Below are 24,973 nucleotides of genomic sequence, written 5' to 3'. Positions count from 1 at the left end.
GTTTTCATTCCGGTCATCCGTCAGCCTCACCCCTCTTCTCTCCTCCCCCCCCCCCCCCCCCCCCCCCCCCCCCCCCCCCCCACCTCCCCCCCCCCCCCCCCCCCCCCCCCCCCCCCCCCCCCCCCCCACGCCCGGATCACACGACCACCTGGCCTGCACGAGAGTTGCCGACTCAGCGTGGGCCGGGTGGGGAAGATTTGAGACGGTCAACGTCCCAAATCCTCCCCACTCACCCACATCAGCATCCAGAACAAGCTCACCAAGATGACATGAGGATCCAGTGGGTAGGCAAATACGGGTCCACCAGAACCCGAATCGCCACTCACGACCACCTGTACCGACGCGGTCCGATACTCACGACGAGCCAGGTGAGTGGCCAGGATTTCCGTTAGGACAGCGCGTCGCGGATCGTTTCGCGCAGCCAGCGCTGGGCCGGATCGGCGTCGAGCCGGGCGTGCCACAGCAGGCTCACCTCGATCTCCGGGAGGTCCGCGGGGATCGGGAACCAGCGGATGCCGAGTGCCCGGCCGTACTGTTCGGCGAGCCGCTGGGGCGCGAGTCCGATGTAGTCACTCGACGCGACGAGGAACGCGGCGACGGCGGACGTCGGAACGGTCGCCGCGACCCGGCGATGGAGACCGGCGGCTTCGAGCACGTCGTCGAGCGGCCCTCTGACCCGGCCTCGCCGGGACGCGGAAACGTGGGGGTGGCGGCAAAGCTGCGCCAGTGTCGGGTGGCGGACCCGGCCGAGCGGACCGTCGGCGCGGACGATCCCGACCACTCGCTCGTGGTACAGCAGCATCGAGCGGATGTCGGGGGACGCGATGTCGCCGGCACCGATGTCCAGATCGACCGAACCGTCTCGCAGTGCCTCGGCACTCTCGGCGCCTTCCCCGACGAAGCGCAGGACGACCCCCGGCGCGACGGCGGCGGTCGCCTCCACGGCCGCGATCGCCAGTGTCGCGGCCACGCCGTCGTTGATGCGGATGGTGAAAGTGCGCTCGAGAGTGCCGATCGCGAGCTCGCGGTCGGCACTGATCAGGGCCGACGCCTCGTCGAGCAGTGACCGCACGCGCGGCGCGGTCCGGAGCGCGAACGGGGTCGGCACCATCCCGCGGCCCGCGCGGACCAGGATCGGATCCCCCATCGCCCGCCGCAACCGGCCCAGCGCCCGGCTCGCCGCCGGGATCGACAGGTGCAGGCGCTCGGCCGCCGCCGTCACACTGCCGTCCTGCATCAGCGCGTCGAACACCCGGAGCAGGTTCAGATCCAGCTGGTCGGCCATAGTTGCATCGTACGCAACTAGTCGTTGCCAATGTTGCGTGGCACGAAGTACCCGCTGATCCATACCGTCATGGACATGCCACTCCGACTCACCATCCGCGACGAATCCCAGGCCGCCGCGAGCCGCCCGGTATCGGGGCGCGGCCTGCTGACCGTCATGTGCGCCTCCGTCGTGCTCGTCGTCGGAATGGTCGCCTCGATCAACCTCGCGGTCCCGATGCTGGCCGCGAGCGACCTGCGGCCGTCCGCGTCGGCGCTGATCTGGATCGTCGACACCTACGTCGTTTTCTTCGCCTGTCTCGTGATTCCCGGCGGCGCCGCGGGCGATCGCTTCGGCCGCAAGGGGGTCCTGCTCGCCGGTCTGGTGCTGTTCGCCGTCGGCGCGCTGCTGTCGGCGGTCGCGCCGAACGTGCCCGTGCTGCTGGCGGGCCGGGCGATCACGGGGATCGGGGCCGCCGCGGTGCTGCCCAACACGCTCGCCGTCCTGCTGCACGCCGTACCCGCCGAGCGCAAGGGCGCGACCATCGCGACCTGGGCTTCGATGACCGGGTTCGGCGGTGTCGTCGGCAACGTCGGCGGCGGCGCGGTGCTGTCCGGCGGGTCGTGGCGCTGGCTGTTCGCGGCCGCGGTTCCGCTGGCCTTGGTGCTCGCCGCGGCCGTCGCCCGGATCGCGCCGGTGTCGCAGCGGCACGACCGCCCGCTCAGTCTTCTCGGAGCCGCCCTGCTCGTCGGTGCGACTGTCGCGCTTCTGCTGGGCATCGTCGAAGGACCCGAAGCGGGCTGGAGCAGCCCGATCGTCCTGACCGGGTTCGCCGGCGCGGTCGTGCTGTTCGCCCTGTGGACGTTCGTGGAACTGAAGGCCGAGCATCCGCTGCTCGATCCCCGGTTGTTCCGTGTCCCCGCGCTGCGCAGCGCCTGCCTGGGCATGACGGCGATCTTCTTCGGGATGTTCGCGCTGTTCTACGTCAACGCGTCCTTTCTTCAGTACGGCAAGGGATTCAGCGTGCTGATGACCGGGCTGGGGATCATCCCGATGACCGTTCCGGTGATCGTCGGCGCGCGGCACGTGGGGCGGCTGGTCCAGCGCATCGGCGTCGACGCAACCATCGCCGTCGCGTTCGCCTTCGGCGGCTGCGGCCTCATAGGACTGTCCACAAGCGACGCTTCGACACCGTATCTCGTCTACGCGGCCTGGCTCGTGGTGACCGGTATCGGGGTCACGCTGGCCCTTCCGACGCTGTCCGCCGCCATCTCCGGTTCGCTGCCCCCGGCGCAAGCCGGTGTCGGCGCCGGGCTGCAGGCCACCACCCGCGAGTTCGGCAGCGCCCTCGGCGTCGCGGTCATCGGCACCGTCCTCACCGGACGGTTCGTCGACGCGCTGCCGCCGGACATCCGCGCGAACCACGATCCGCACACCGTGGCGCAGGCCCTCGCCGTCACGACGCCCGGCCGCGCCCCCGAAGTGATCTCCGCGTTCGTCGACGGCACGAGCACCGCCTTGCGGGTGATCGGCGTCAGCGTGCTCGTCCTCGGGGCGCTCGTCGTCCTGCAATCACGACTTTCCCACACCCGCGGGAATCAGTAGAAGGAGCAGTTCCATGCATGTTTTCGTCACCGGAGCCACCGGCTGGATCGGCTCGGCCATCGTGGACGAGTTGCTCGACGCCGGTCACGAGGTCACCGGCCTCGCCCGCTCGGACGCTTCCGCCGCCCCCCTAGAGCGGAAGGGCGCCCGCGTACGCCGCGGTGACCTCGACGATCTCGACGGCATCCGTGCCGGCGCCGACGAGGCCGACGGCGTCGTCCACCTGGCGAACAAGCACGACTGGGGCAACCTGGCCATGTCCAACCGGACCGAACGGGCCGCCGTCGAGACCATCGCCGGCACGCTGACCGGAACCGGGCAGCCCTTCGTGCTCGCCTCGGCCCTCTCTGGTCTGGCCAAGGGCCGCCCTGCCACCGAAGCCGACCCCTCCCCCGCCTTCGGCCCCGATTCCATGCGCGGCGGCAGTGAAAACCTCGCCCTCGAATACGCCGAGAAGGGCATGCGGGTCATCAGTGCCCGTTTCGCGCCCTCGGTGCACGGCGTGGGCGACCACGGTTTCGTCTCCTCCATCGTCGCGGCCGCCCGCAAGCACGGCGTCTCGGCCTACATCGGCGAAGGCACCGCGTCCTGGGCGGCCGTGCACCGCACCGACGCGGCCCGGCTCGTCCGGCTGGGGCTCGAAGGCGCGCCCACCGGCTCGCTGCTCCACGTCGTCGACGAAGAAGCAGTCACGACCCGCGAAATCGCCGAAGCCGTCGGACGGACGCTCGGTGTCCCGGTGACGTCCGTCGCGCCGGAGGACGCCGGTGAGCACTTCGGCTTCGTCGGCAGGTTCTTCGCACTGGACATGTCCGCGTCGAGCACGCGCACCCGCGAACTCCTCAACTGGGCCCCCTTCGGACCGAGCCTCGTCGAAGACATCGAAGCCGGCGCTTACGCCTGACCGAAAGGAAACACCATGTCAGAAACCACCGAAGTGACCGCCTTCATGCTGGTGAAGACCACGCCCGAATGGCTCGGCCTCACCGTCGAGCAGCGTGTGGAGGCCTTCACGACCGAAATCCTCCCGGCGATCGAGAACAAGGTGAAGGGAGTCCGGTCCCGGTTCTTCGACACCGAGTTCTACTCCGCGCGAGTGACCGACGTCTGGGTGTGGGAGGCGCGCGATCACCACTCGTACCAGCTTCTCATCGAGGTGCTGCGCGAGACGCCGTTCTGGGACCGGTACTTCGAGATCGTCGACCTCCTGGTCGGGGTCGAGAACGCGTACGCCACGAACTACGGGCTGAACGCCTACGCGAGCATCGACGCCTGAGCTAGCGAGGAGCGGCTCGGCCACCGCGCACGGGCCTCTTCCCGCGTCCGGAGACGAACGCCGTGAAGGCCACCTTCAGGACGGTGATAGTCCCGAAGGCGGCATTCACGGTTACGTGCCCGAGGTTCAGGCGGTGGTTTCGAACGGCTGCACGTTCGGCTGGAACACCTGACCGTTGGCCGGAACCTTCAGATCGATCAGGTAGTCGGCCGTCACCTTGTCCACGCCGAGCGAGTCACCCAGGATGCAGTGCCCGAAGGCGTCGACCGACAGCAGCCGGGCGTTGCCCAGCTGGTTGGCCATCCGCTTCGAGAACAGGTACTGGGTGGCCGGGTCGTAGTAGTTGCCGACGACCAGCACCGGGGTGTCGGTCTTGGCCTGCCACGGGCCGCGGTAGACGTCCGGCTTCTTCGCGGGCCACACCGGGCAGCCCGCGACGTCGGAGAAGGCCTGGTAGCGACCGAAAGTGGGCGATTCCTTCTCCCACTTCGCGGCGATCTCGGGGACCTTGTCCTGCTTGATCGTGATCTTCTTGTCCGAGCAGTTCACGGCGAAGTACGAGTCGTCGCCGACGTACGGGCTGTCCGGATCCGCGTCCGCACGTCCGTTCGCGCCCGACCGCAGCACCTTCAGCTCGACGGCCTGAGCCGTCTGCGTCTGCGCCGACGGCGGGTGGACGACGTTGTACAGCGCCTGCAGGTCGTCGGCCAGCGGCGGGAACGACGTCGGCGAGTACAGCACCCCGGACACCGTGCTGGTGAACGCGTTGATGTCGTAGCTGCTCCCGTCCGGCAGCTTGATCGGCTGCCGGCGCAGGTAGGTGCGGATCTCGTCGAACTTCTCCCGCGGCGTGCCCGAGCTGAACGAGCACTTCGGCCCGACCTGGCCGCACTTGCGCAGGAAGGCGTCCAGCGCGATCTCGAACCCGCGAGCGCGCTCACGGTCGTACTGCACACCGTCGCTGGTGCGCAGCGCCGGGTCGACGTTGCCGTCGATGACGATCGCGCGGCTCTGCTTCGGGAACATCGACGTGTACGTCGACCCGATCAGGGTCCCGTACGAGAAGCCGACGAAGGTCAGCTTCTGGTCGCCGACACCCGCCCGCATCTTGTCGAGGTCACGCACCACGTCCTTGGTGGACATGTGGTTCAGCAGCGCACCCGCGTTGTTCTTGCAGAGCTGCCCGTAGTCGCGGTACGACGCCAGCGTGCCGGAGATCTCCTGCCGTGACAGCGGGACGGGGATCTGCGCGGCGAAGACGTCGTTCGCGTCCTCCTGCGTGGTGAAGCATTTGAGCGGGTTGCTGGCCCCGACCCCGCGCGGGTCGAAACCGATCAGGTCGAACCGGTCCAGCACCTGCGGCTGGAAGTAGTTCGCCGCGCCGATCGGCATCCGGAACCCGGAGCCGCCAGGGCCGCCCGGGTTGAGGAACAGCGAGCCGACCTTCTTGTCGGGCGTCTTCGCCGCCCGCTTCAGCATCGCGATGTCGATGGTGCCGAGCGCCGCGTTGTCGTGGTCGATCGGCACGCGATACCGCGCGCAGCTGTAGAACTTGGCCTGGTCGGCGGGAACGCCGCGGATCTGGTCCGCCGTGCAGGCGCCCCAGTTCACCGCCGCCGTGGCCCCGACCTGGGCGGCGGCTGTCCCGCCGTCCTGGACCGCGACCGCGGTACCGGACGAAAGCCCGGTCAGCGCGGCACCGGCCACGAGTGCCCCCACCAGTGCGAGCCCGCGCACCGGCCTCCTTGTGGAACTCGGCAAAACGACTCCTCCCTCGGCTGACGACGTGACAGGACACGTCGCTCGGCGCGCCGTCACCATCACGGCGCGTAACACCAAGCGAGCCTCGCACAAGCCGGTTACCCAGTCACCGGCCGAAAGGATGGCATGAACCTATCGAGTGGTGGTCTTCAACTCGAAAATCGGTAACACACGGCGAGCGGCTTTCTCCTCCATGGAGTAGCCCGGCCAGAAGTCCAGGAGGAGCTTCCACATCGCGTCGTACTCGTCGCCGAGGACCTCCCTGGCCCGGACCGGGATCTCCTTGCCGGCCAGCGCGACGACCGCGTCGGGATGCGAGCGCAGGTTGTGTGTCCACGCGGGATCGTTCGGCCTCCCCCAATTGGAGCCGACGAGCACGAAGTCCCCCTCGTGCGGGAAGTACAGCAGGTTGGTGCCGCGGGGCAGCCCGCTCCTGCGGCCGGTCGTGGTCAGCCGCAGGGAAGGGAGCCCGGCCAGCGCGACCAGGCTCACCTTCCCCTTGAACAGCCGGTGGAGCCTTTTGTCCACCCAGATGATCCCGCCCGCGAGCCCCATCAGCCACGGTTTCGTGCCGAGCGCGCGAGCGAGGAGCGTAAGAGGGTTAGCCACGGACAGATCTTGCCAGGCTCACCCCGAACCGCGATTCCGAGTCCGTCCACCATTTCTCCACCGAGAAACCGGCTTCGGCCAGTTCCTCTGCGATGCCCTCCCGCCGGAACTTCGCGGAGATCTCGGTGCGCACGTATTCGCCCTCGGCGAACTTCACCTGCAGATCGGCGCCCGGGATGTCGACCGTCAGCGGCTCACGGGCACGCAGCCGCATTTCGATCCATTCGTTCTCTTCGTCCCAATGGGAAACGTGGTCGAAGGCGGCAGGGTCGAAGTTCGCGCCGAGACCGTTGTTGATCACGTGGAGCATGTTGCGGTTGAACTCGGCCGTGACCCCGGCCGCGTCGTCATAGGCACGCTCCAGCGTTTCCCGGTCCTTCACCAGATCCGTTCCGAGCAGGAGCCACTCCCCCTCGTCGAGCACTTCGCGGACCGAACGCAGGAACGTCGCCCGGTCCTCGGGGAGGAAGTTGCCGATCGTGCCGCCGAGGAAGACCACCAGGCGGGGACGGTCGCCCGGCAGCAGGTCCAAATGCTGGGTGAAGTCACCGACGACGCCACGGACTTCGAGCGACGGATAGTCGGCCGTGATGGCTTCGGCGGCTTCGGCGAGCGCGGTTTCGGAGACGTCGAGTGGCACGAACTCCCTCAACGTGCCGTGGCTCGTGAGCGCGTCGAGCAGGAGCCGGGTCTTCTCGCTCGATCCGGAACCGAGCTCGACGAGGGTGTGCGCGCCGGAGCTTTCCGCGATCTCGCCGCCGCGTCCGCCGAGCACCTCCCGTTCGCTGCGGGTCGGGTAATACTCGGGAAGGGCGGTGATCTTCTCGAACAGTTCGCTGCCGCGCGCGTCGTAGAACCATTTGGGCGACAACCATTTCTGGTCCGCCGCCAGGCCGGCGCGGACGTCCGCGCGCAGCTGCTCGGTGATGTCCGACTCGCTGTGGTGTACGTCGAGATCCACTTCGGTCATCGTGCCTCAGGGCTCCGATCGGCTTCGAGGGGAAGGATTCGCACGCCTTCGCCGGTGATCCGGACGGCGTGGTGGTCGGGAACGGGGATCCAGCCGGGGTCGCCGTCGCAGGGTTCCGACGCGACGAGCACACCTCCGCCGGTGTCCCGATAGGACAGGGAATGCGTCCACGCGGTACCGATGAGGGTCCGGCCGTCGGTCAGCAGGAGGTTGAGCCGCGAACCCGGCCCCGCCTCCTCGACCGCACCGGTCAGCCACGTGACGGCGGCCAGCGGGTCTTCGCCCGCTTCGAGCCGCTCACGCAGCAACGCCCACAGCAGTACCGAATCCGTGGTCGCCTCCAGCGTCAGCAGGCGGGTGATCGGCAGTTTGGCGGCGAGCTCGGCCATCGAATCCGGCCAGCCCTTCACCATTCCGTTGTGGCTGAAGAGATAGCCACCGCCGGTGAACGGCGCGTTCGCCGCCTCGACCACCGGCATCCCGGTCGTGCCGTTACGGACCGCCGCCATGAAGGCGTGCGACCGCACCGACCCGGCCAGGGCGGGCAGGTCCCCGTCCGTCCACAAGGGAGCAGAGCGGCGCAACCGCAGCGGATCGGGACCTCCGGCGTACCAGCCGAGGCCGTACCCGTCCGCGTTGACCGAGCCGCCGCCCCGCATGTCGGCCGGGGCGTAGGACTGCACGAGCAGGGAATGCGGGGCATGGAAGAGTATCTCGGCCGGCGAACGCGGCTCGCCGAGATACGCGAGGTGACGGCACATGCCGGTCAGGCCACCTCGCCCGGCCGCGCGTCCCGGGCACAGCGGAACCCGGAGAAGATCTGCCGCCGGATCGGGTGATCCCAGTTGCGGAACGTGCCGCGGATGGCCGCCGCGTCCGTGCCGAACGAACCACCGCGCAGGATTCGGTAGTCCCCGCCGAAGAACACCTCCGAGTACTCCTTGTACGGGAACGCGGCGAAGCCCGGGTACGCCTCGAGCCCGCTGCTGGTCCACTCCCAGACGTCGCCGATCAGCTGGTGCACGCCCAACGGCGACGCACCCGCCGGATAAGCGCCGACCTCCGCGGGCCGCAGGTGCCGCTGCCCGAGATTGGCGTGGTCGGGGGCGGGTTCCTCGTCGCCCCAAGGGAACCGGCGCGAACGCCCGGTCGCGGGGTCGAAACGGGCGGCCTTCTCCCATTCTCGCTCGGTCGGCAGGCGCCGACCGGCCCATGCCGCGTACGCCTCGGCCTCGTAGAAGGAAACGTGGACGACGGGTTCCGCGGCGGGCACCTTCTCGTAGACGCCGAACCGCGTCCGCCACCAGCCGTCCTGTTCCCGCTTCCAGAAGCGCGGCGCGTCGATGCCGTGCTCGGTGCGGTACGCCCAGCCTCGCTCGCTCCACCACTTCGGATCCCGGTAGCCGCCGGAGTCGAGGAACTCCCCAAAGGCTCCGCAGGTGACCGGGGTGGTGTCGATGAAGAACGCCTCGACCTCGACCTCGTGCGCCGGGCGCTCGTTGTCCAGCGCCCACGGCTCGGCGGAAGTGCCCATGGTGAAGGCGCCGCCGGGAACGAACACCTCCGCGGGCAGCCGTCCGGACCGTGACGGCGGAGGGGACGGCGCGTGCAGCACCGGATCGCCCTTGCGGAGCTGGTGGGTGGCCAGCATCGTCTCGTCGTGCTGCTGCTCGTGCTGGGTGATCATGCCGAAGGCGAAGGCGTCCTCGGTGAGCCGCCTGCCTTGCAGCGGAACGTTTTCCAGGATGTCGAAGGACTTCTCCCGGACTTCGCGGACGTACTTGCGCGTCTCCTCCGGGCCCAGCAGCGGCAGCTCCGGACGGGACGCGCGGGCGTGCTGGAACGCGTCGTAGATGTCGTCGATGTCCGGACGCAGGGCCTCGCGGCCGCCGACGTCGCGAACCAGCCAGAGTTCCTCCTGGCTGCCGATGTGCGCCAGGTCCCAGACCAGCGGCGACATCAGTTTCGAATGCTGACGGACCAGTTCTTCGTCGTCGATGTCGGTCAGCGCGACACTGCGCTCGCGGGCCCTGGTGAGCGCCTCGGCCGCGTGAGCCCGCAGGTCTTGCGGGCTCAGCGCGCGAAGCGGGTTGGTCTCGGTGCTTTCCACGCTCATGACTGGTGGCTCCTCGAACCGTGCACGAGGGACTGCACACCCTCGCTGATCTCGCTGATGGTCTCCGGCGGCAGACCGGTCATGCCGAGTTCGGCACAGCCGAGGTCCACCACCTCGCTCGCGACGGCGGCGATCGCCCGGTCGGCGAGGCCGAACCGGGCCGCGCACTCCCACCTGCCCACGACCGGTTCGCACAGCCCGAGCACCTTGTCCACTGTGGACGGGCGTGCGAGCAGCGCGGTCAGCAGGGCCACCGGATGCAGCCACCTGGCGGCGGGCTGCGCGTCCAGATAGCGGATCTCCAGGTAGCCCTGTGGCCGGACCGGGGTGAACATGGTCGTCAGGTGATAGGCCAGGTCGTCTTCCGTCGGCCTGCCCAGGCCCGTTTCGCGCCCCTCGATCCAGTCCGCGAAGGTCAGCGCCGGCGGCGCGTCCCAGGAACCGTCCTGCCGGGGCAGGACCATCAAGGGGGTGTCCAGGGTCCGCCGGGCCCAATCGCCCACGGGGTCCCGCTCGGACTCGGCTGAACGGGTGCGGGCCCTTTCGGTGTTCATGACGGCCAGCCAGCGCGCGGACGCGTGACCCGTGTCGCGTCCGGCGTGGATCCGGGAGTTGGCGAAGGTGGCCAGCAAGGGCGGTCCGAGCGCGTGGACGGCGGCCCAGCGGAGAGGCAGGTCGTCCACCTCGCCCGCGTCCACACAGATCTGCAGGCCGGCGGTGCTGCACATCATCGTCGCGCCCCCGTCGCCCATCGGGGCGAAGCGGCGTTCCATCGCGGCGTAGCGGGGCGTGCCCAGTTTGCGGGCAGGGGCACGATGCCCGTCTATCCCGGTGTCACCCAGGTACAGGCCTTGGGCGGAGAGAAGGCTTTCGAGGTGGGCCAGATCGGCCGAGACGACGGCGTCCAGGTGGCGCAGCGTGGTCTGTGGTTGAGCGGAGATCTCCACCTGACATCCGGGCTCGAGGCTCAGTGGTGAACCTGCCGGAAGCGGGAGGGCGGGGCTGTCGGGGCGCAATGTCCGCGGGGTGTGCGGGCCGAGCGCGGTGGCGAGATCGTCGGGGTCGAGAGGCCGGGCGGGCTCGTCGGCGTAGTGCACGGTGAATTCCAGCTCTACGCCGAGAAGTCTCGGTGGCCCGTGCTTGAAGCACACGGAAGCCACATACGCCTCACCTTCGGCGCGGTCCGACAGGACCTTCGCCGTCGCGTTCGACGCGCTCCCGGACTTCTCGGGGAAATCATGAACAGTTGTCATCTTCCCGCCGTCCAGTCGGTAGTCCGATCACTGAGAAACCTTGACTTCGGACGCTACACGCGGGGTCCGACAAATTCAGGTGCGTTCCTACCGAGCTGGATCTGCGGACCACCTTTTAGGACGGGACGAATCAGGGCAAAGCGGGCTCGGTACCCAGGCCCAGCGCAGCTGCCGCGTTGCGCACGGCCTCGATCACCAGCTGAAGGGCGGGCCGCCGCGACGACGTCGTCCGGTAAGCGATCGAAACCGTTCGGAGCAACGGTGTGGTCAACGCGACGACGTCGATCCCCGGCGGCCGGAGGCCGAGCCCGAGATCGGACACGAGGGTCACCCCGAGCCCCGCGCGGACCATGGCCATCGCCGTCGACTGCTCTTCGACCTCGTGGTTGATCTTGGGATCGAACCCGTTCCGGTGACACGCCGTGCGCACCGCGCGGCCGAAGTGGCTCTTCGGGCTGGCGAGGATCCACGGATGCTCGGCCAGTTCGAGCAACGACGCACTTCCGGCGGGTACGGCGCCGGCGGGCACCGCGGCGTGCAGCCGTTCGACCGCGATCACCGCACGCTCCAGGCCCGCGTCCCACGGCATCGGCGCGTCGGAGTAGTCGATCACGAACGACAGGTCCAGCTCGCCGTCACGCACGGCGTCGGCGGTGTCCTCGGGCGCGAGTTCCCGCGTCCGGACCTGGATCCCCGGATGCTCGCCCGCGAGCACGGCCAGCGCGTTCGGCAACAACCCCGAAGCGACGGAGGCCCAGACACCGGCCATGAGCCGGACCGAGACCGTCTCCTGCGCCTCCTCCAGCGCCAGTGTCGCCCGTTCGACCGACCCCAGGATCTCCTCGGCGTGCTCGGTCAGCAGCAACCCCAGTTCGGTCAGCTGCACCCGTCTGCCGAATCGTTCGAACAACTTCGCGCCCACGTCCCGCTCCAGCTGAGCCAGCTGCTGCGACACCGCCGACGCGGTGTAGTGCAGCGAAGCGGCGGCCGCCGTGACGGTGCCGCGCCTGCTCAGCTCGCGGAGCATCCGCAGGCGGTGCAACGAAAGCTCCATGTCTCCAACGTAATCGGGCGCGGTCGCGGATGCCGGATGGCGCGTTACACCAGTTTCTCTGCACGTCATCGTTCAGATTCGGTAAATAGACGCCCGTGCCCGGTGGGGCGCACCCTCGGAAGTGGCGCAGCACGACCCGAATCCCGAAGGAGGTGGCCGCATGGCCGCGAGGAACGCCGAACCGCTGATGAGGCTCATCTGGACCGACCCCGTCACCGGTGCCACCGGCTACCTCGTAGTGCACAGCCTGGTCTCCGGTATCGCGACCGGCGGGACCAGGATGCGCGCGGGCTGCACGATGTCCGAGGTCGAGGACCTGGCTAGGGGGATGGCGAACAAGACCGCGACCTTCGGCCTGCCGGTCGGCGGGGCCAAGGGCGGTATCGACTTCGATCCGAAGGACGAGCGGGCTTTCGGTGTGCTGGAACGGTTCTGCTCGTTCCTGCGGCCGTGGATCGACAACCACTGGGTGACCGCCGAGGACCTCGGCGTGCCGCAGCACCTGATCGACGAGGTGTTCGCGAAGCTGGGGCTCGAGCAGTCGTACCACGCCGCGATCCGCCGTTCGGCCGATCCGTCGCAGACCCTTCGCCGCGTGCAGGCCGGCTTGACCACCCCGGTCCCCGGCGGGCTCCTGCTCGGCGACGTCATCGGCGGCTACGGCGTCGCACAGGCCTGTCTCGGCGTCGCCGACGCGTGGGAATGGCAGGCAGGCAAGACCACGGTCGCCGTGCAGGGCATCGGCACCATGGGCGGCGGCGCGGCCTGGTACCTGCACGAAGCGGGTATGCGGGTCGTCGCGGTCGCCGACGCGGCCGGGACGCTGTACCGGCCCGAAGGACTCGACATCCCGGCGCTGCTGGACCTTCGGGACGCGTACGGCGAGATCGACCGGAGCAGGCTCCCCGCGGACGTCCAACTGCTCCCCCGCGACGAGATCGTGGCGACGGAGGCCGACATCTTCGTCCCGGCGGCCATCTCCTACGCGCTGCGCGCCGCGAACCAGGGCTCGGTCAAGGCGAAGGTCGTCATCGAGGCGGCCAACGCGGCGACCACGCCCGACGCCGAAGCGGGTCTGGAGGCCCGTGGCATCCCGGTGATCCCGGACTTCGTCGCCAACGCCGGTGCCGCCGCGTGGGCCTGGTGGCTCCTGCTCGGCCAGGTCGGCGCCGACCCCGCAGACTCTTTCCTGCGGCTGAGGACCGAGATGCGGGCGAAGGTGGCGCTGCTGCTGAGTTCGTGGAACCTGGACCGGATCGCTCCGCGCACCACCGGCCTGCGACTCGCCGAAACCACCCGTTCGGACGCCGCCACGGCACCCGAAACCGCCCCCGTTCTCGTCATTCCCTGACCGTGCGCGTGAAGGCCCCCTTCCCACAGCTCAGCCGTGGGAAGGGGGCCTTCACGCGGGCTCAGGAAGCGAAGCGGTCGGTGGCGCCGATGAGGACCTCACGCATCGGCTCGTCCTGCGTGCTGTGGCCGACCTCGTCGATGACGACCAGTTCGCTGCCCGGCCAGGCGTGCGCGAGCTCCCACGGGGTACCGATGAGGTTGCCCAGGTCGAGGCTCCCTTCGGCGAGCACGGCCGGGATGTGGGCCAGCTTCTCGGCCTCCCGCAGGACCACGCCTTCGTCCAAAAAGGACCCTTGGCTCCAGTAGTGCGTGACCAGCCTGGCGAAGGCGAGCCGGAACTTCGGCGTCTCGAAGCTCTTGTACGGCGGGGAAGTCGGGATGATCGCGTCCTCCCAGGCACACCATGCGGCCGCCGCCTTCTCGTGCACCGCCGGGTCCGGGTCCATGAGCAACTCGAGGTACGCCGCCGCCAGATCGCCGTCGCGGTCGGCCTCGGGGACACCGTCACGGAACGTGGCCCACGCCTCGGGGAAGACGCCACCGAGACCGCGGGTGAGCAGGTCGGTCTCGCTGCGGCGCCCGGTGGCCAGGCCCATCAGGACCATCTCCGAGACATGGTCCGGATACCGCTCGGCGTAGACCAGCGCGAGCACGGAACCCCAGGACCCGCCGAAGATCAGCCACTTCTCGATGCCGAGATGCTCACGCAGTTTCTCCATGTCGGCGAGCAGGTGATCGGTGGTGTTGGCGGAAAGATCGGCCTCGGGCTCGCCCGCGTGCGGCGTGCTCCGGCCGCAACCCCGCTGGTCGAACAGCACGACGCGGTACCTGGCCGGGTCGAAGTAGCGGCGCAGGCCGGCGCTGCAGCCGGTTCCCGGACCGCCGTGCAGCGTGACGGCCGGTTTGCCGTCGGGATTCCCGCAGACCTCCCAGTACACGAGGTGCCCGTCGCCGACGTCGAGCATCCCGTGGTCGTACGGTTCGATCTCCGGATACAGCCGTGTCATGTCCTCGTCCTCCCAGACCCGCCAGAAATACAACAGCGCTGTCACAATAGCCCGGAACGAAGACTCGATGCGCACGGCTTTTCTTGGCCCAAGTACGTGAAGGCCCTCTTCACTGCGCTAGACGCAATGAAGAGGGCCTTCACGTACTTGTCTGTCGCTAGCCGCCCAGAGTGCCGGAAACGTGCCGAAGCGCGTCTGCCAGCTCCGGAGGTCCGGCGGGTCCGATGTGGACCACCGCGTCGTTGCCGTGCCCGGTCGTGTAGCTGAGGTACCGGCCCCAGTCGGTGTCGGCGAAGTGGAGCGGATCCTCGACCGCCACATGCCTGCCGACTTCGTCCCGCTTGCCGACGTAGAGCTCACCGCTCCCCTCGACCGGCCGCTGCACGAGGCTGACGATGTCCGCGATCACCGGCGGCAGGGAATGCGTGTCCGGGCCACGCCGCGCCGCCTCTTCGAGCTCGTACGCCCGGACCGTGCGAAGCCTGCCGCCGCCCGCGGGAACGGGCGGCAACTGTTCGATCAGCGTTTCGGGCAGCCGTCGCCGGTCGATCTCCTGCAGCCCGACCCAGTCACCGGACGCCACCGCCAGCACCGCCTGCATGCCCAGCGACGCGGCGAGGACGCCGTAGGTCTGGCCGCCGGCGTTCACCCAGCCGTAGTACTCGATGGCCGGTTTCGTGAGCACCGGAAGCCAGTCCAGGAAGTCGACCGACGCGCGGCCGCTCGAGTCCAGCAGCCCGGCCTGAGCCAAAGCGGCTTCCACTCGCTTGTCCGCCTCCGCGCGGGCCGTCCTGGACAGCCAGCGCGGTTCGGGACGCAGCGTGATGTGCAGGTCGCCGACGCGTTCGCGTTCGGCGAGCACCGCCAAGGCTTCGACCGGGACGTCCACCCGGCCTGTTCTGACGGTCATCCGCTACTCGCCAATGACCGGCGGGCTGGTCCGCTGGTCGGTGCCGAAGATGGCGTCGGGGTCGGCCTCGATCAGGTAGTCGGGACGCTGGTGCTCGTCGTCCTCATCGCCTTCCGCACGCCTGCCGCCCGCGCCCATCGGTCCCATCTGACCGCCGCCGCGGCCCGCTCCTCCACGGCCACCCGCCAGGTCGGCGCCGCCCATTCCGCCGCCGAGGCCGCCCATACCGGAGCCCCTGCCCGAGCCGAGGCCACCGGAACCGGGTCCACCCGGCCCACCGGGACCGCCCGCGCGGCCACCGGTGCCGCCTTCGCCACCGAGAAGCCTGCCCGCGGCCGTGCTGGGCCCGGGAACGTTGCGTCCACCGCCGGTTCCGGGCTGGTTGGGCCCGCCACCACCGGGGCCGTAGTTCTGGTTGAGCCCGTTGGTGAGTCCGAGGACGTCTTCCGGGTCGCCGGTGCCGCGCCCGGGATTCCGGCCCGGGATCTCCGTGGTCCCGCCACCGGGCTTGCCCTTGCCACCGCCGGACGGGAGCGTCGTGTCCCCGGGACCGGGCTTCCGGGTCGGCGTGGTGATGTCCGGACCCGGCCGGTCCTTCGATCCTCCAGGACGGTCTTCGCCGGTGCCCGGCTTGTTCTGGTTCTGATTCTGGTTCTGGTCGTTGCCGCCGGTGCCGTTCCGGTCGGTGCCGGTGCTGTCCGTGCCGCTGGTGTCGGTGCCGTCGTTCTCGTCGCCACCGCCGCGCTTCGTGGGACGCTTCGGCGGGATGTAGGGCGGCGGATCGATCGGGCCGGGCCCGTCGCCGACCTTCACACTGACGTTCGCGCCGTCGTTCTTCAGCACGCCGTAGTCGGTCGGCAGGCTGGAGCTCGTGCTGCTGGTGACCGAGTCGTACTGGTCCATCACGCGGACGTTGTTCTGGTTCGCCGCCTCGTGCTTCGCGACGCCCTCTTGGTAGTTCTTGATGTCGTTGTTGACCATGAACGGCCCGGCGATCGGGATCGCGCCCTTGAGGCCGGTGGTCCAGGGGTTCGGCTTGTCCGGCTTCGGCGGAACGGGGACGACCGTCTGCCCGGAGTCGTCGAAGCTGTCGGCCTGCGTCATGACCGAGGCCTTGGTGGTGAACAGCGGGTCCGCGGTCTCCTTGAAGGCCTGCTCAAGAGGCCCGGCACCGGCGTTGGCCGCGTCGGCGGCCGAACCCGTCCAGGACGCCGACATCCGCGACTGCAGCGATTTGATGGCCATGCCGCGCTCGACGTAGGCGTCCGAGAGTTCCGCGACGCGGTCGGCCGCGCTGCGCAGATTGCGGGTGTCGCCCTGGGTGAAGTTCTCGTAGATCTGTTTGCCGTCCACCCTCATGCCCCCTTGAGTGTCTTGATCACGGCCGACGCGAGTTTCTGCGCCTTCCCACACGAATCCTGTTCGTTGTCGTAGCCCTTGGCGAGGGTGCTGATCGACAGATCGTCGGCGACTCCCACCGCGAGGTCGCAGTTTCCGCCCGCTCGCCGGTCCTGGATTCCGTAGTAGACGGTCGGATAGCCGTCGACGTCCGGACCCGGCTCCAGGAACCTCAACTGCCCGGCTTTCTTGGCCTTGTGCAAGCCTGCCAGACCACCCATGCCCTTTTCACGGTTCCCGCTGCCGAGGATGATCAGCAGGCTGTCGGCCTTGCCGCGAATCTGCCAGCTGCAACCGGGATTGCTGCCTTCGCCCTTCGATTCACCTGGCGCGGTGAACCCCAGTTCCGCGGCCGCGGCAGGCGGGAGCAGCTTGCAGACGTCACCGACGTACGCCGAAGCGTCCAGCGGAATCGCCACCTTCGGCACGTCCGGGTTCTCCGGCGCGGCAGACGACCCCGACGACGGAGAGGTTCCCGGAGTCGGCGTAGCCGTACCGGGAGTCTCACCGGTGCAGCCGGCGACCACGACGGAAACGAGCACGAGCGCCGCCACCGCGGCGCGATTCCTCAACACGTTCGGCATCCTCAGGTCGTGCGCAGGGTGTTGGCCTGGTCGGTGGCCATGATCTTCGTCCGGGCGATCTCGAGCTTCGCGATGTAACCCTCGATGTAGGCCCTCATCGACTCGTTCTGCTTCTGCAGGCCGAGTAAGGATTCGACACCGGAGTCGACGTAGCTGGAGCTGGCCTCGTCCTGCCCCGGCGGCATCAGGTCACCGACGATGAGGTCGATCTTGTCACCGTCGTCGACGACCTTCTTCAGCTCGTCTTCCCACAGCCCGATGACGGTCTTCAGCTCCTCGGGGCTCATCTCGAACCCACCGCCCCCGCCGCCCCCACCGCCGTAAACGGTCGGTTCCTTCGGCGTGGTCAGGTCACCCCAGACGGCCTTGATCGCGCTCGCGGCGTCGCCGATGATGTTCACGCCCGCACCTTCCCCTCAGCACTCACTCACCGTGATGGACAAAGAGTAGCCAAGTGGCCGACGGCGTGTCAGCCGATCCGGCCGAGTGATCGGACGTGTTTCGCGGCCGCAAGGTTCCCGGACGGACCAATCATCCCGCGAACTGGTCACAGTACGTACGTACGGATTGCATTAACCGGGTTCCCGGTGACAGGATTCCAGGATGCCACGGGTCAGCCAGGATCACCTCGACGCACGCCGGCGCCAGATCCTCGACGGCTCCCGCGTGTGCTTCGCACGTTACGGCTACGAGGGTGCCACTGTACGGCGGCTCGAGGAGGCCACCGGCCTTTCCCGCGGCGCGATCTTCCACCACTTCCGCGACAAAGAGTCCCTCTTCCTGGCCTTGGCCGAGGACGACGCGGTCCGCATGGCCGACGTCGTCGCCGAGCAGGGCCTCGTCCAGGTGATGCGCGACCTGCTGTCGAACCGCAGCGAGCACCCCGCCGACTGGCTCGGCACGCGCCTGGAGGTCTCCCGGCGGCTGCGCACCGATCCCGAGTTCCGGGCCCGCTGGGCCGAGCGCTCCCAGCAGCTGACCGCCGCGACCCGCCGCCGCCTGCTGCGCCAGCGCGACGCCGGGATCCTCCGAGACGACGTCGATGTCGACGTCCTGACCGCGTACCTCGAACTCGTCCTCGAAGGGCTCGTCTCGCACCTCGCGATGGGCCAGCCCGGCGACGATCTCGGCCCCGTCCTCGACCTGGTCGAGGAGAGCGTGCGGCGGCACCGCGCCCGCGCGGCCGGGGGAACGCGTTAAGATTGTCCTGTCGCCGCAGTACAGCGGCGGTGTCTGTTGATCCCGATTGAGGAGTGACTCTTTTCGTGCGCGACGCGCAGTCACCTGGTGACAGTATCGAGCCGGGTGGCACACCCGGCTGTTCCAAGGACCTTCCTGCCGACCCCGTCCCCGCCGGCAGGAAATGATGGAAATCCTGTTCGCCGTTCTCGGCATTCTCCTGTTCCTCCTGCTGACCGTCGGCACCGGCCTCGCCGTCGCCGCCGAGTTCTCCCTCACCGCGCTCGAGCGCAGCACGGTCGACGCGAACGTCCGCCAGGTCGGCGACAAACGCGCACACACCGTGCAGAAGGCGCACCGCACACTCTCGTTCCAGCTTTCCGGCGCGCAGGTGGCGATCACCATCACCACCCTGATCACCGGTTACCTCGCGGAACCGGTGATCGGTGACCTGCTGCACCCGCTGTTCACCGCCATCGGGTTCTCCGAGGGCGTCGCGAACGGCGTGTCGCTGGCGGTCGCGCTGATCCTGGCGACGTCGCTGTCGATGATCCTCGGCGAGATGATGCCGAAGAACCTCGCGATCGCCCGGCCACTGCAGACCGCGCGCGCCGTCGCGGGGTACCACTCGCGGTTCTCGTCGCTCTTCCGCTGGCTCATCACGCTGATGAACAACAGCGCCAACTTCCTGGTCCGCAAGTTCGGTGTCGAACCGCAGGAGGAACTGCGTTCGGCCCGGTCGCCGCAGGAACTCGGCTCGATCGTGCGTTCCAGCGCCGAAAGCGGCACGCTCGACACGTCGACGGCCGAACTGCTGGACAAGTCGCTGCGCTTCGGCGAGCGGACGGCCGACGAGCTGATGACGCCGCGCGTCCAGTTCGAATCGCTGACCGTGGACGACACGATCTCCGACCTCATCGAGATCTCGCGCCGCACCGGCTTTTCGCGTTTCCCGGTCTACACCGAGGATCTCGACGACGTGCAGGGCGCGGTGCACATCAAGCAGGCGTTCACCGTCCCGGCCGCGCAACGCGCCACGGTGCGGATCGGCTCGGTCATGCGGCCGATCCCGACCGTGCCCGAATCACTGCCGGGTGACTCACTGCTCAACCGGCTGCGCGATTCCCGGTTCCAGCTCGCGATCGTCGTCGACGAGTACGGCGGCACCGCGGGACTGGTGACGCTGGAGGACGTCGTCGAGGAGATCATCGGTGACGTCCGTGACGAGCACGACGACCTCGAAGCGCCCTCCTCCCAGCAGGTCGGTGCCGACAACTGGCTCGTGTCCGGGCAGCTGCGCGCCGACGAAGTCACCGACGAGACCGGCTTCCGGATGCCCGACGGCGACTACGAGACCATCGCCGGGCTGATCCTCGAGCGGCTCGGGCGGATCCCCTCCCCCGGCGACGCCACCGATCTCGACGCCTGGCGGCTCACGGTGACCAAAATGGACCGTCTCCGCATCGCCGAGGTCGAAGTCCGCCGGGTCAGCGAGACCGCCACTTCCGCCGAGCAGGAGCCCGCCCGATGAGCGACTGGTTCAACATCTTCCTCGTCGTGGTCCTGTTGCTGGCCAACGCGTTCTTCGTCGGCGCCGAGTTCGCGCTGATCTCGTCGCGGCGCGACAGGCTGGAAGCCTTGCTGGAGCAGGGAAAGACCCGCGCCAAGATCGTGATCAACGCGAGCAAGAACGTCTCACTGATGCTCGCGGGCGCGCAGCTCGGCATCACGATCTGTTCGCTGCTGCTGGGACGGCTGGGCGAGCCCGCCATCGCGCATCAGCTGGCCGGCTTCTTCGAGCTGCTCGGGATCCCCGAGGTCCTGCTGCACCCGATCTCGTTCGCGATCGCGCTGGCGTTCATCACCATCCTGCACGTCCTCATCGGCGAGATGGTGCCGAAGAACCTCGCGATCGCCGAGCCGGAGCGGCTGGCCCTGTGGCTGGTCCCGGTGCACGTGGCCTGGGTGAAGATCGCCAACCCGTTCATCTGGCTGCTGAACTTCGTGGCGAACTCCCTGCTGCGGTTGTTCAAGGTGGAGCCGAAGGACGAGCTCGAGACCGCCTACACCTCCGACGAGCTCGCCGAACTGCTCAGCGAGTCGCGGCGCGAGGGGCTGCTGGAGCACTCCGAGCACCAGCGGCTCAGCAAGACGCTGTCGTCGGTGGAGAAGACGGTGGCCGACGTCCTGGTCCCGACGGCGCAGCTCACCACACTGCCCTGCTCGCCCACGCTGGGCGACGTCGAGCGCGCGGTGTCCTCGACCGGGTTCTCGCGCTTCCCGGTGTGCACCGACGACGGGACGCTGACCGGTTACATCCACGTCAAGGACATCCTCGACCTCGTGGGCGAGGACCCGACGACCGTGGTCCCGTCGGACAAGACGCGTGCGCTGACCGAACTGCACGCCGACGCCCGGCTGGACGAAGCGTTGTCGGCGATGCGCAAGGAAGGCAGTCACCTGGCGCGGGCGCTGAGCCCGGCGGGAGCGGCCGTCGGCGTCGTCGCGCTGGAGGACCTCGTCGAGGAATACGTGGGAACTGTCCGCGACGGTACCCACGTCATGTCATGACCGGCCTGATCGTCCTTCCCGAGTCCGTCTGGCGGGCTCGGGAGGACGACCACGTCACCCGGATGCGGCGCTGGACGACACCGCACCAGCGCCGCCGCTCGCGGGGCGAGAAGCATCCGGTGCTCGACTTCCTCTTCAGCTACTACTCGCACCGTCCCGGGCACGTCGAACGCTGGCAGCCGGGGCCGGGCGTCGCGCTCGAAGGCCGGTCCGCGCACCGGTTCCTGGAGCGGAAGGGCTACGTCGAGACGCCGGACGGTGTCGTGCTCGATCCGGCGGGTTTCACCGAGGGCCGGGCCAAGACCGCCGAATTCGTCCTCGGCCTGCTTTCCGCGACCGCGTCCCGTGCGCCGAGGCTCAGTTGTTTCGGCCTTCATGAATGGGCAATGGTTTACCGGGAATCGGCGAATGAGGTTCGTCACTCACAACTTCCGCTCCGGCTCGGTTCGGCCGGAACGGACGGCGTCGTCGAGTCGCTGGAGATCCGGTGCGGGCATTTCGACGCTTTCCGGTTCTTCACCGAGCCCGCCCGGCCGCGCAACACGCTGCGGCCGGAGCGGGAGAACCAGATCGAGTTCGAGCAGCCAGGCTGCCTCCACGCCAACATGGACCTCTTCAAGTGGGCCTACAAACTCGACCCGTTCGTCCCCGCCGAGCTGGTCGGGGACTGCTTCGAGCTGGCGGCGGACATCCGGGAGCTGGACATGCGGGCGAGCCCCTACGACCTCGCGTCGTTCGGGTACTCGCCAGTGCCGATCGAGAGCCCGGAAGGCCGGGCCGAGTACGCTCGCGCCCAGGCCGGTTTCGCCCGCCGGGCCGCGCCGCTGCGTGAGCACCTGATAGCGCATTGCCAACGTCTCCTCACCGAGCTAAAGAAGGCGCCCGCGACACGCGGAAAACAACTGTGAGTCGTCGCATTCCCCGTAACATCCTCCCCTGTTAGAGTGATAACGGTTTGATTGCATACGCAGCGCGAGCGCGCACGTTTCGAAAGGACAACGATGGGGCGACACAGCGTGGCCGAGGAGCCGGTGCCGCACCCCCTCGACCCGCCGAAGCGGCTCGAGGGACGCGGCGAGGCGACCGGTTCGCACCGGATCGTCGGGAAAAAGGCCCCGCGACGCCGCATCGCCAAGTGGCCCATCGCCTGCCTGGTCCTCCTGGTCCTGGTCGCGATCGGCGTGTTCGGCTGGAACTGGGCGGACGGTGAGCTCAACACCCGTGCCGAAGCCCAGGCCAAGGCCTGCAGCGCCGGTGACACCCCGATGCGGGTCGTCGTCACCCCCAGCATCGAGAAGCCGCTCCGGGCGGCGGCCGAGCGATGGAACAACGCCGCGACCGTGGTCCGCGACCACTGCGTGATCATCCAGATCGACGCGCTGTCCTCCGCTTCCGTCCTCGACGGCCTCGTCGGACGGACGAACCTGGACTCCATCGGCGGTCTCCCCGCCGCCTGGATCCCCGAGTCCTCGTACTGGGTGACCGAGCTGAACACCGCCAAGCCCGAACTGGTCGGTTCACCCGCCCAGTCGGTCGCGACCGCTCGGTCCGCCGACTACCCGCTCGTCGGGCTCGCGGGCAAGAACATCGACGAGGTCCAGATGCGCGCCTCGCAGACCTTCCGGCAGTTCCTGCAGCAGCCTGCCCAGCAGGCCGACTTCGCCGCCGCGGGCATCAAGGCGACCTGAGTTCCGGGAGTACGGAAAAGGCCCCTTCACCGCTCGGGAAGGGGCCTTTTCCGTATCTCGGATGTCATGAAAGGGGCTTTCCTGGCGAATTTCGTCAGGAAAGCCCCTTTCATGACACTCGGAGGCGGCGGGTGCGCATAGGAGGCTCGTGAGCGGTATGGGCGGTTAGAACCGTCCTTACCGCTCACGAGCCCTCAGACCAGGTCGAAGGTGTCCGGGTCGGGACCGGTGCGGGTCCCGTCGTCGAACTCCGCGAGCGCGGCGAGATCGTCGTCGGCGAGTTCGAAGTCGAAGACGTCGAAGTTCTCGCGGATCCGGGACGGGGTCACGGATTTCGGGATGGCCACGGTGCCGAGCTGCAGGTGCCAGCGCAGCACCAGCTGCGCCGGGCTCTTGCCGTACTTGGCCGCGAGGGCGGTCAGGGTCGCGTCCGAGAGCAGCGATCCCTGCGCGAGCGGGCTCCACGCCTCGGTGACGATCCCGTGCTCGGCGTGGAACTCCCGCAGCACCTTCTGCTGGAGCCGCGGGTGCAGCTCGACCTGGTTGACCGCGGGCACGATCCCCGTCTCGCCGAACAGCCGCCGCAGATGCGGGACGTGGAAGTTCGACACCCCGATGGCGCGCACACGGCCGTCCGCGTAGAGCTTTTCCAGCGCCCGCCAGGTTTCGACGTACTTGCCGCGCGTCGGCATCGGCCAGTGGATCAGATAGAGGTCGACGTGCTCGAGGCCGAGTTCCGCGAGGCTCGCGTCGAACGCCCGGAGCGCTTCGTCGTACCCATGGCCCGGATTCGGCAGTTTCGTGGTGATGAACAGTTCGTCGCGAGGCACGCCCGCCGAGCGGATCGCCTCGCCGACACCGGCTTCGTTCCGGTACGACGCGGCGGTGTCGATGCTGCGGTACCCGGCTTCGATGGCGGTACGGACGACTTTGGCCGTGTCGCCCGCGGGCACCTGCCAGACGCCGAAACCGAGTTGGGGGATGGCTACCTCGTTGTTCAGGACGACGGAAGGCACGGCCATGGAAGGGAAATCCTCACTGGAGTCGGTGGCTGGGCTTCTTGCCCGGCATCATCCCACCCCGCGCCCGGCGTACGCGCGCAAGTACTCCGCCGTGGCCGTGTCGGCCGGGAAGAACGACTCGATCATCAGCTCGGCGACCGTGATGTCCAACGGCGTCCCGAAGGTGGACACCGTGCTGAAGAACGTGAGATCCACGCCCTCGTGCCGCAGTCGCAGCGGGACGAAGATGTCGCCAGGGCCGGGAACCTCCACCTCGGGGACGGGATCGTCGCACGGATAGGTGAGCAGTTCCTCCAGCAGCTCCGTCAGCGCCGGGTCCGCCGTCTGGGTGACCTGGCGCCGCAGCCTGCCGAGCAGGTGGGCACGCCACTCCCCCAGGTTGAGCACGTAAGGCGCCATGCCTTCCGGATGCAGTGTCAGCCGGAGGACGTTGGCGGGCGGGGCCATCAAGGTGGGCGAGACCAGGTCGGTCATGATCGACACACTCGCGTTGGCGTCGACCAGGTTCCAGCCGCGATCGACGACGGCGGCCGGATAGGGCTCGTGACTCGTCATCAACTGCCGGACAGCCTTGCGGACCGCCGCCATTTCCGGGTCGCCGAGCCCGCTCTCGGAGTACGCGGGCGCGTAGCCCGCCGCCAGCAGCAGCTGATTGCGTTCCCGCAAGGGCACCTCCAGATGCTCGCCGAGCCGCAGCACCATGTCGCGGCTGGGCTTGGACCGCCCGGTCTCCACGAAGCTCAGGTGCCTGGTCGAGATCTCCGCCGAGATGGCGAGGTCGAGCTGGCTGATCCGGCGGCGATCACGCCATTCCCGCAGCAGTTCGCCGACGGATCGGCCGGCGCGGCTCGCGATCACTGTGGTCGTCACGATCACGAACTTACGGCCACGTGCGCCGAGCCGCCATTACCTCCCGCGTAATCGACGTGACCCACCTTCAGCGGCCAGAGTTGCGGCATCGGTTACCCCACAACGAAAGAGGACACCATGTCGGACATCCAGCGCGTCGCCGAGCAGTACATCGCCGTGTGGAACGAGACCGACGCGGACCAGCGCCGTGCGCTCATCGCCGAAGTGTTCACCGAGGACGCCGCCTACACCGACCCGCTCGGCGCGGTCACCGGTCACGACGGTGTCGACGGCTTCATCGCCGGCGCGCAGGCCCAGTTCGCCGGTCTGAAGTTCAGCCTGCCCACGGTCCCCGACGCGCACCACGACATCGCGCGGTTCCAGTGGTACCTCGGCCCGGAGGGCGCGGTGGAGCCGCTGGCGATCGGCTTCGACGTCATCACCGTCGAGGACGGACGGATCAAGCAGGTGCTGGGCTTTCTGGACAAGATGCCCGGCTGACGA

At 68.7% G+C, this 24,973-nt stretch carries 25 protein-coding genes; 10 read left to right on the top strand and 15 right to left on the bottom strand.

The annotated features are described in order from the left end of the window. Positions 1 to 388: 388 nt before the first annotated feature. The gene (locus ACZ5IK_RS29365) at positions 389 to 1,285 is read right to left on the bottom strand and encodes a LysR family transcriptional regulator (RefSeq protein ID WP_465490648.1); all 897 of its coding nucleotides are present in this window, start codon (positions 1,283 to 1,285) and stop codon (positions 389 to 391) included. 156 nt (positions 1,286 to 1,441) lie between these two features. On the opposite strand from ACZ5IK_RS29365, the gene ACZ5IK_RS29360 reads away from it, so the two are divergent. The 3 genes from ACZ5IK_RS29360 to ACZ5IK_RS29350 are packed head-to-tail and all read left to right on the top strand — an operon-like array spanning position 1,442 to position 4,145. Further along, on the top strand, positions 1,442 to 2,869 hold the full coding sequence (locus tag ACZ5IK_RS29360) for an MFS transporter (protein WP_465490655.1): 1,428 nt from the start codon (positions 1,442 to 1,444) through the stop codon (positions 2,867 to 2,869). 13 nt (positions 2,870 to 2,882) lie between these two features. Then, positions 2,883 to 3,773 (top strand): SDR family oxidoreductase, encoded by an 891-nt coding sequence (locus ACZ5IK_RS29355; protein ID WP_465490647.1) that lies wholly within the window; start codon positions 2,883 to 2,885, stop codon positions 3,771 to 3,773. A gap of 15 nt (positions 3,774 to 3,788) precedes the next feature. Further along, positions 3,789 to 4,145, top strand: coding sequence for a darcynin family protein (locus tag ACZ5IK_RS29350; protein WP_465490646.1), 357 nt, complete (start codon positions 3,789 to 3,791; stop codon positions 4,143 to 4,145). 126 nt (positions 4,146 to 4,271) lie between these two features. Here the strand turns inward: ACZ5IK_RS29350 and ACZ5IK_RS29345 are convergent, their stop codons facing one another. From ACZ5IK_RS29345 to ACZ5IK_RS29315, 7 genes are all read right to left on the bottom strand, one after another. Further along, positions 4,272 to 5,882 carry an alpha/beta hydrolase gene (locus ACZ5IK_RS29345; RefSeq protein ID WP_465490645.1) on the bottom strand — a complete coding sequence of 537 codons (1,611 nt, stop codon included), beginning with the start codon at positions 5,880 to 5,882 and terminating at the stop codon, positions 4,272 to 4,274. Between the two features lie 156 nt (positions 5,883 to 6,038). Continuing rightward, complete coding sequence (locus ACZ5IK_RS29340; RefSeq protein ID WP_465490654.1) at positions 6,039 to 6,461, bottom strand: nitroreductase family deazaflavin-dependent oxidoreductase; 423 nt, start codon at positions 6,459 to 6,461, stop codon at positions 6,039 to 6,041. A gap of 46 nt (positions 6,462 to 6,507) precedes the next feature. After that, the gene (egtD, locus tag ACZ5IK_RS29335; RefSeq protein ID WP_465490644.1) at positions 6,508 to 7,485 is read right to left on the bottom strand and encodes an L-histidine N(alpha)-methyltransferase; all 978 of its coding nucleotides are present in this window, start codon (positions 7,483 to 7,485) and stop codon (positions 6,508 to 6,510) included. Further along, entirely contained in the window at positions 7,482 to 8,246 is a 765-nt protein-coding gene (gene egtC, locus ACZ5IK_RS29330; RefSeq protein WP_465490643.1) for an ergothioneine biosynthesis protein EgtC, read from the bottom strand. Before egtC ends, egtD begins: the two co-directional genes overlap by 4 nt. A 5-nt stretch (positions 8,247 to 8,251) precedes the next feature. Beyond that, positions 8,252 to 9,601, bottom strand: a complete 1,350-nt coding sequence (gene egtB / locus ACZ5IK_RS29325; RefSeq protein ID WP_465490642.1) for an ergothioneine biosynthesis protein EgtB — start codon at positions 9,599 to 9,601, stop codon at positions 8,252 to 8,254. Further along, positions 9,598 to 10,854 carry a glutamate-cysteine ligase family protein gene (locus ACZ5IK_RS29320; RefSeq protein WP_465490641.1) on the bottom strand — a complete coding sequence of 419 codons (1,257 nt, stop codon included), beginning with the start codon at positions 10,852 to 10,854 and terminating at the stop codon, positions 9,598 to 9,600. The genes egtB and ACZ5IK_RS29320 overlap by 4 nt, the downstream gene beginning before the upstream one ends. 130 nt (positions 10,855 to 10,984) lie before the next feature. Next, a complete protein-coding gene (locus tag ACZ5IK_RS29315; protein WP_101607613.1) occupies positions 10,985 to 11,908 on the bottom strand; it encodes a LysR family transcriptional regulator in 924 nt (307 codons plus the stop codon). Positions 11,909 to 12,068: 160 nt separating this feature from the next. On the opposite strand from ACZ5IK_RS29315, the gene ACZ5IK_RS29310 reads away from it, so the two are divergent. Then, on the top strand, positions 12,069 to 13,259 hold the full coding sequence (locus tag ACZ5IK_RS29310) for a Glu/Leu/Phe/Val dehydrogenase dimerization domain-containing protein (protein WP_101607612.1): 1,191 nt from the start codon (positions 12,069 to 12,071) through the stop codon (positions 13,257 to 13,259). A gap of 61 nt (positions 13,260 to 13,320) precedes the next feature. On the opposite strand, the gene pip is transcribed toward ACZ5IK_RS29310, so the two are convergent. The 5 genes from pip to ACZ5IK_RS29285 all read right to left on the bottom strand — a co-directional run bounded on the left by pip (position 13,321) and on the right by ACZ5IK_RS29285 (position 17,561). Further along, a complete protein-coding gene (pip, locus tag ACZ5IK_RS29305) occupies positions 13,321 to 14,268 on the bottom strand; it encodes a prolyl aminopeptidase (protein ID WP_465490640.1) in 948 nt (315 codons plus the stop codon). 157 nt (positions 14,269 to 14,425) lie between these two features. Next, positions 14,426 to 15,157, bottom strand: a complete 732-nt coding sequence (locus ACZ5IK_RS29300) for an ESX secretion-associated protein EspG (protein WP_465490653.1) — start codon at positions 15,155 to 15,157, stop codon at positions 14,426 to 14,428. 24 nt (positions 15,158 to 15,181) lie between these two features. Then, positions 15,182 to 16,537: a hypothetical protein gene (locus ACZ5IK_RS29295; RefSeq protein WP_465490639.1), complete on the bottom strand. Its 1,356-nt coding sequence runs from the start codon at positions 16,535 to 16,537 to the stop codon at positions 15,182 to 15,184. After that, on the bottom strand, positions 16,534 to 17,160 hold the full coding sequence (locus tag ACZ5IK_RS29290; protein ID WP_465490638.1) for a DUF3558 domain-containing protein: 627 nt from the start codon (positions 17,158 to 17,160) through the stop codon (positions 16,534 to 16,536). Before ACZ5IK_RS29290 ends, ACZ5IK_RS29295 begins: the two co-directional genes overlap by 4 nt. Before the next feature lie 2 nt (positions 17,161 to 17,162). After that, entirely contained in the window at positions 17,163 to 17,561 is a 399-nt protein-coding gene (locus ACZ5IK_RS29285) for a hypothetical protein (protein WP_410598834.1), read from the bottom strand. Between the two features lie 202 nt (positions 17,562 to 17,763). Between ACZ5IK_RS29285 and ACZ5IK_RS29280 the strand changes: the two genes are divergently transcribed. The 5 genes from ACZ5IK_RS29280 to ACZ5IK_RS29260 all read left to right on the top strand — a co-directional run bounded on the left by ACZ5IK_RS29280 (position 17,764) and on the right by ACZ5IK_RS29260 (position 22,598). Then, positions 17,764 to 18,360 carry a TetR/AcrR family transcriptional regulator gene (locus tag ACZ5IK_RS29280; RefSeq protein WP_101607606.1) on the top strand — a complete coding sequence of 199 codons (597 nt, stop codon included), beginning with the start codon at positions 17,764 to 17,766 and terminating at the stop codon, positions 18,358 to 18,360. 163 nt (positions 18,361 to 18,523) lie between these two features. After that, a complete protein-coding gene (locus tag ACZ5IK_RS29275) occupies positions 18,524 to 19,870 on the top strand; it encodes a hemolysin family protein (protein WP_465490637.1) in 1,347 nt (448 codons plus the stop codon). Next, complete coding sequence (locus ACZ5IK_RS29270) at positions 19,867 to 20,910, top strand: hemolysin family protein (protein ID WP_101607604.1); 1,044 nt, start codon at positions 19,867 to 19,869, stop codon at positions 20,908 to 20,910. Before ACZ5IK_RS29275 ends, ACZ5IK_RS29270 begins: the two co-directional genes overlap by 4 nt. Then, positions 20,907 to 21,818: a 3-methyladenine DNA glycosylase gene (locus tag ACZ5IK_RS29265; protein WP_465490636.1), complete on the top strand. Its 912-nt coding sequence runs from the start codon at positions 20,907 to 20,909 to the stop codon at positions 21,816 to 21,818. Before ACZ5IK_RS29270 ends, ACZ5IK_RS29265 begins: the two co-directional genes overlap by 4 nt. Positions 21,819 to 21,911: 93 nt before the next feature. Continuing rightward, positions 21,912 to 22,598: a hypothetical protein gene (locus tag ACZ5IK_RS29260; protein ID WP_465490635.1), complete on the top strand. Its 687-nt coding sequence runs from the start codon at positions 21,912 to 21,914 to the stop codon at positions 22,596 to 22,598. A gap of 194 nt (positions 22,599 to 22,792) precedes the next feature. On the opposite strand, the gene ACZ5IK_RS29255 is transcribed toward ACZ5IK_RS29260, so the two are convergent. Both ACZ5IK_RS29255 and ACZ5IK_RS29250 read right to left on the bottom strand, forming a co-directional pair. Then, positions 22,793 to 23,620 (bottom strand): aldo/keto reductase, encoded by an 828-nt coding sequence (locus ACZ5IK_RS29255; protein WP_465490634.1) that lies wholly within the window; start codon positions 23,618 to 23,620, stop codon positions 22,793 to 22,795. A gap of 48 nt (positions 23,621 to 23,668) precedes the next feature. Continuing rightward, positions 23,669 to 24,496, bottom strand: coding sequence for a helix-turn-helix domain-containing protein (locus ACZ5IK_RS29250; protein ID WP_168214314.1), 828 nt, complete (start codon positions 24,494 to 24,496; stop codon positions 23,669 to 23,671). Between the two features lie 111 nt (positions 24,497 to 24,607). On the opposite strand from ACZ5IK_RS29250, the gene ACZ5IK_RS29245 reads away from it, so the two are divergent. Next, on the top strand, positions 24,608 to 24,970 hold the full coding sequence (locus tag ACZ5IK_RS29245; protein ID WP_465490633.1) for a nuclear transport factor 2 family protein: 363 nt from the start codon (positions 24,608 to 24,610) through the stop codon (positions 24,968 to 24,970). Positions 24,971 to 24,973: the final 3 nt, after the last annotated feature.

The sequence above is a fragment of the Amycolatopsis sp. NPDC031561 genome (assembly GCF_055580625.1).
The sequence above is the reverse complement of the archived record's forward strand: the minus strand, read 5'-3'. Positions and strand labels throughout refer to the sequence as shown.

Bases quoted from the DNA above. Each gene is read 5' to 3' on its own strand.
- egtD (WP_465490644.1), bottom strand. From the start codon at position 7,485: ATGACCGAAGTGGATCTCGACGTACACCACAGCGAGTCGGACATCACC.
- ACZ5IK_RS29260 (WP_465490635.1), top strand. From the start codon at position 21,912: ATGGGGCGACACAGCGTGGCCGAGGAGCCGGTGCCGCACCCCCTCGAC.
- egtB (WP_465490642.1), bottom strand. From the start codon at position 9,601: ATGAGCGTGGAAAGCACCGAGACCAACCCGCTTCGCGCGCTGAGCCCG.
- ACZ5IK_RS29355 (WP_465490647.1), top strand. From the start codon at position 2,883: ATGCATGTTTTCGTCACCGGAGCCACCGGCTGGATCGGCTCGGCCATC.
- ACZ5IK_RS29360 (WP_465490655.1), top strand. From the start codon at position 1,442: ATGTGCGCCTCCGTCGTGCTCGTCGTCGGAATGGTCGCCTCGATCAAC.
- ACZ5IK_RS29280 (WP_101607606.1), top strand. From the start codon at position 17,764: ATGCCACGGGTCAGCCAGGATCACCTCGACGCACGCCGGCGCCAGATC.
- ACZ5IK_RS29340 (WP_465490654.1), bottom strand. From the start codon at position 6,461: ATGGGGCTCGCGGGCGGGATCATCTGGGTGGACAAAAGGCTCCACCGG.
- ACZ5IK_RS29245 (WP_465490633.1), top strand. From the start codon at position 24,608: ATGTCGGACATCCAGCGCGTCGCCGAGCAGTACATCGCCGTGTGGAAC.
- ACZ5IK_RS29310 (WP_101607612.1), top strand. From the start codon at position 12,069: ATGGCCGCGAGGAACGCCGAACCGCTGATGAGGCTCATCTGGACCGAC.
- ACZ5IK_RS29290 (WP_465490638.1), bottom strand. From the start codon at position 17,160: ATGCCGAACGTGTTGAGGAATCGCGCCGCGGTGGCGGCGCTCGTGCTC.
- pip (WP_465490640.1), bottom strand. From the start codon at position 14,268: ATGACACGGCTGTATCCGGAGATCGAACCGTACGACCACGGGATGCTC.
- ACZ5IK_RS29365 (WP_465490648.1), bottom strand. From the start codon at position 1,285: ATGGCCGACCAGCTGGATCTGAACCTGCTCCGGGTGTTCGACGCGCTG.
- ACZ5IK_RS29320 (WP_465490641.1), bottom strand. From the start codon at position 10,854: ATGACAACTGTTCATGATTTCCCCGAGAAGTCCGGGAGCGCGTCGAAC.
- ACZ5IK_RS29255 (WP_465490634.1), bottom strand. From the start codon at position 23,620: ATGGCCGTGCCTTCCGTCGTCCTGAACAACGAGGTAGCCATCCCCCAA.
- ACZ5IK_RS29295 (WP_465490639.1), bottom strand. From the start codon at position 16,537: ATGAGGGTGGACGGCAAACAGATCTACGAGAACTTCACCCAGGGCGAC.
- ACZ5IK_RS29275 (WP_465490637.1), top strand. From the start codon at position 18,524: ATGATGGAAATCCTGTTCGCCGTTCTCGGCATTCTCCTGTTCCTCCTG.
- ACZ5IK_RS29265 (WP_465490636.1), top strand. From the start codon at position 20,907: ATGACCGGCCTGATCGTCCTTCCCGAGTCCGTCTGGCGGGCTCGGGAG.
- ACZ5IK_RS29315 (WP_101607613.1), bottom strand. From the start codon at position 11,908: ATGGAGCTTTCGTTGCACCGCCTGCGGATGCTCCGCGAGCTGAGCAGG.
- egtC (WP_465490643.1), bottom strand. From the start codon at position 8,246: ATGTGCCGTCACCTCGCGTATCTCGGCGAGCCGCGTTCGCCGGCCGAG.
- ACZ5IK_RS29270 (WP_101607604.1), top strand. From the start codon at position 19,867: ATGAGCGACTGGTTCAACATCTTCCTCGTCGTGGTCCTGTTGCTGGCC.
- ACZ5IK_RS29350 (WP_465490646.1), top strand. From the start codon at position 3,789: ATGTCAGAAACCACCGAAGTGACCGCCTTCATGCTGGTGAAGACCACG.